At 69.6% G+C, this 2675-nt stretch carries 4 protein-coding genes and 1 pseudogene; 3 read left to right on the plus strand and 2 right to left on the minus strand.

All coding sequences use genetic code 11. The features are described from left to right. A pseudogene (locus tag C667_RS21975) lies at positions 1 to 508 on the minus strand (DUF2868 domain-containing protein); the annotation flags it as partial. 210 nt (positions 509 to 718) lie between these two features. Between C667_RS21975 and C667_RS21980 the strand changes: the two are divergent. The 3 genes from C667_RS21980 to C667_RS21990 are packed head-to-tail and all read left to right on the plus strand — an operon-like array spanning position 719 to position 2290. Further along, complete coding sequence (locus tag C667_RS21980; protein ID WP_004385225.1) at positions 719 to 1195, plus strand: bacteriohemerythrin; 477 nt, start codon at positions 719 to 721, stop codon at positions 1193 to 1195. Then, positions 1174 to 1758 (plus strand): hypothetical protein, encoded by a 585-nt coding sequence (locus tag C667_RS21985; RefSeq protein WP_245538523.1) that lies wholly within the window; start codon positions 1174 to 1176, stop codon positions 1756 to 1758. The genes C667_RS21980 and C667_RS21985 overlap by 22 nt, the downstream gene beginning before the upstream one ends. Before the next feature lie 25 nt (positions 1759 to 1783). Beyond that, positions 1784 to 2290: a hypothetical protein gene (locus C667_RS21990; RefSeq protein WP_004385228.1), complete on the plus strand. Its 507-nt coding sequence runs from the start codon at positions 1784 to 1786 to the stop codon at positions 2288 to 2290. Between the two features lie 84 nt (positions 2291 to 2374). On the opposite strand, the gene C667_RS21995 is transcribed toward C667_RS21990, so the two are convergent. Further along, a partial coding sequence (locus C667_RS21995; protein ID WP_004385229.1) for a CobW C-terminal domain-containing protein occupies positions 2375 to 2675 on the minus strand: 301 nt, incomplete at its 5' end.

Genomic DNA, 2675 nt, shown 5'->3' on the forward strand with positions numbered 1-2675 from the left:
CGCCGAGCGCGAGCGGCAGGTCGGCGGCCTCGCGGCTGCGGTCGAGCCAGCCGGTCACGGCGAGCCAGGCGCGCCCGAGCAGGCCGCCATGGTGCAGCGCGTCACCCTGCGCGCGCCCCTGCAGCACCAGGCTGGCGAGCCACAGCAGCAGGCTCAGCAGATGCACGCCGAGCAGGCCGCCCAGCGTCCACACCACATTGACCGGCCGTGTCCCGTCACCGAGCGCACCGGCGGCAGCCCCGAAGCCGAACACGAAGGCGAGCGCGAAGGCCAGCACCAGCACCAGCCGAGCCCGCCCCTGCCAGCGCAGGATCGCCTCGCGCCAGCCACTGGCGGCTTCGAGCCTGGCCGCGCGGCGCAGCACGCGGGCCTCGAGATCTCCCGCGACCGCACGCGCCTCGGCGTGCGCGCGCGCCTCGTCCAGCGGCGGGTGGCGTTCTTCATGGCGGCGCACGAGCTCGGCCAGCCAGCGCAGGGACAGGGAATTCGCAGGGAATGACGTGGGCACGCGGAGTTCGGACGAGGCGTCGGAGGGATCGGAGAGCGGAAGGATAGCAACCTCGCCGGCGAAGCGCATTGCTCGAAGACGCTTCGGCGAATTCCACCCCCCGCCACCATGGCAAATGAATGAAAATCGAACACGAATTGATTCCAATCAAGAAATGATCGGCCAAAATCGTTAGCCTTGTGGCTTCCACCCACGACCGGAGTCGCGTGCATGAGCACCGAACTGTTCCATTGGACCGACGAGTTCAGCATCGGCCTGCAGGAGATCGACGAGCAGCACAAAGAACTCGTCGAGTTGCTCAACCAGCTCCACGTCGCGATCAAGGAACACCACGGCTCGGCCACCTCGCGCCAGATCCTCGACAAGCTCGCCGACTACACCCGCACCCACTTCGCGGTCGAGGAGAGCCTGATGCGGGTGTCGAACTACCCCGAGTTCGCCACCCACAAGCAGAACCACGAGGACCTGATCGCCCAGGTGAAGGCCCTCCAGGACAAGCTCGACTCGGGCCAGGCGACCATCACCTTCGAACTTCTGCACTTCCTCAAGGTCTGGCTGACGCGCCACATCAACGAGGCGGACAAGCGCTTCGGCAGCTACTTCGTCGAGGCCGGCGGGGCCAGCAAATGGTCCGACCACGTCGAGCAGGCGATGAAGAAGCGCAAATGGTGGTGGAAGTTCTGGTGAGCAGCGCTCGTCGCACCACCGCCCTCGCCCCCGATCGACCGCAGCACACACCCACCCCTCCATCCGAGACCATGACGATGCCGCTCACCCTCCGGGCCCGCTCGGCCCTGCTTGCCCTCGCCCTTCCCGCCGCACTGCTGAGCGGCGCGGCCCACGCCGAGACGCTGTCCTGCCCTGCGCTGGACAAGGCGGTGCAGGTCGCCGCCTGCCCGAGCGACGCCGAACTGCAGTACACCTTCATGGGCTTCTGCGGCGACAACGCCCGCCTCTACGGTCGCGACGTATTCACCTGCGCCACCTTCGAGAACTACAAGCAGGTCAAGAACATCGCGCTGTGGGAGTCGGCGAACGGCAGCTTCAGCGGCTACCTGAGCTGCAACCTCGACACCGCCACCCTGCACGCCTCGCGGGCGCTGAAGATGAGCGTCGAGAAGAAGGGCGGCCTCACCCGGCTGATCTGCGACTACGAGAACGACCAGCGCATGGTGATGCGCACGAAGGCCACCTGCACGATCGAGGCAGACGACTGCAGCAGCGGCGAATGCCGGGCGAGCTGCGAGTGAGCATCGTCTCGAGCCCGCTGCGGCGATGACGAACGCCCCCAGGCCCGGCTCCCGGACCGCGGCACCCCCCGGAGCGCGTGGCGCGCGCTGGCTGGTCGGCCTCGTCGGTGGCGCCTTCCTGCTGCTGATCGCCGCCTTCGTCGGCATGATCTTCCTCGCGCAGGACGAGATCCGGCTGAACGCGGTGGGTCCGATCGCCGCCGCACCCGGTGCCGAGCGCGGCGGCGTGGTCTTCCACGGCACCGCCAACATCTGGGAGGTGCGCGGACGCCTGACGCAGGACGGCGCGCGCCGGGCGCTCCTTGCGATAGACCTCGTGGGCCCCACGTCCCAGCCGGCGCCGGCCGGACTGCCGCTTCGCCTCGAGCTCGAGCGCGTCGACGGCACGGGCGCGCCGGTCGCGCTCGAGCACCGCCTGCTGCGCCCGGGCAGCCTGGTGGCGAACAGCGCCCCGCTCGAGCCCGGCCCGTGGCGGCTGCGCATCGCCCTGCCCGAGATCGAGGCCGTGCAGGAATTCAGCGTCGAACCCTGACCCGCCAGCTGCCCCGCACACCGCACCCGGCAGCGCGGAGGCGAGGCGGTGGGGTGATGGAGGGGTGGAGCAGGACTCCGCCGCTCAGGCCCCGACGCTCGGCACCTGGCCGGTGAAGCTGCCGAGGATGGAGATCACCTCGTCCCGAGGCAGATCGCGCACGATGAACACCAGCCGGCTGCGGCGGTCGTCGCAGGGCGCCGAATCCGGCCACGCCGGCAGGCTGCTCGAGGGATAGACGCTGTGCTGCACGCACTGCAGCACCCGCGGCAGCGGGTCGCCGGCGACGTCGAGCAGGCCCTTGATGCGCAGGATGCGCCCGCCGTACACCTGCAGCAGCAGGGCGAGGCCGTCGGAGAAGCCGAACCAGTCGAGCGGCTCGTCG

This window comes from Thauera phenylacetica B4P (genome assembly GCF_000310225.1).
In the GTDB taxonomy this organism is placed as follows: domain Bacteria; phylum Pseudomonadota; class Gammaproteobacteria; order Burkholderiales; family Rhodocyclaceae; genus Thauera; species Thauera phenylacetica.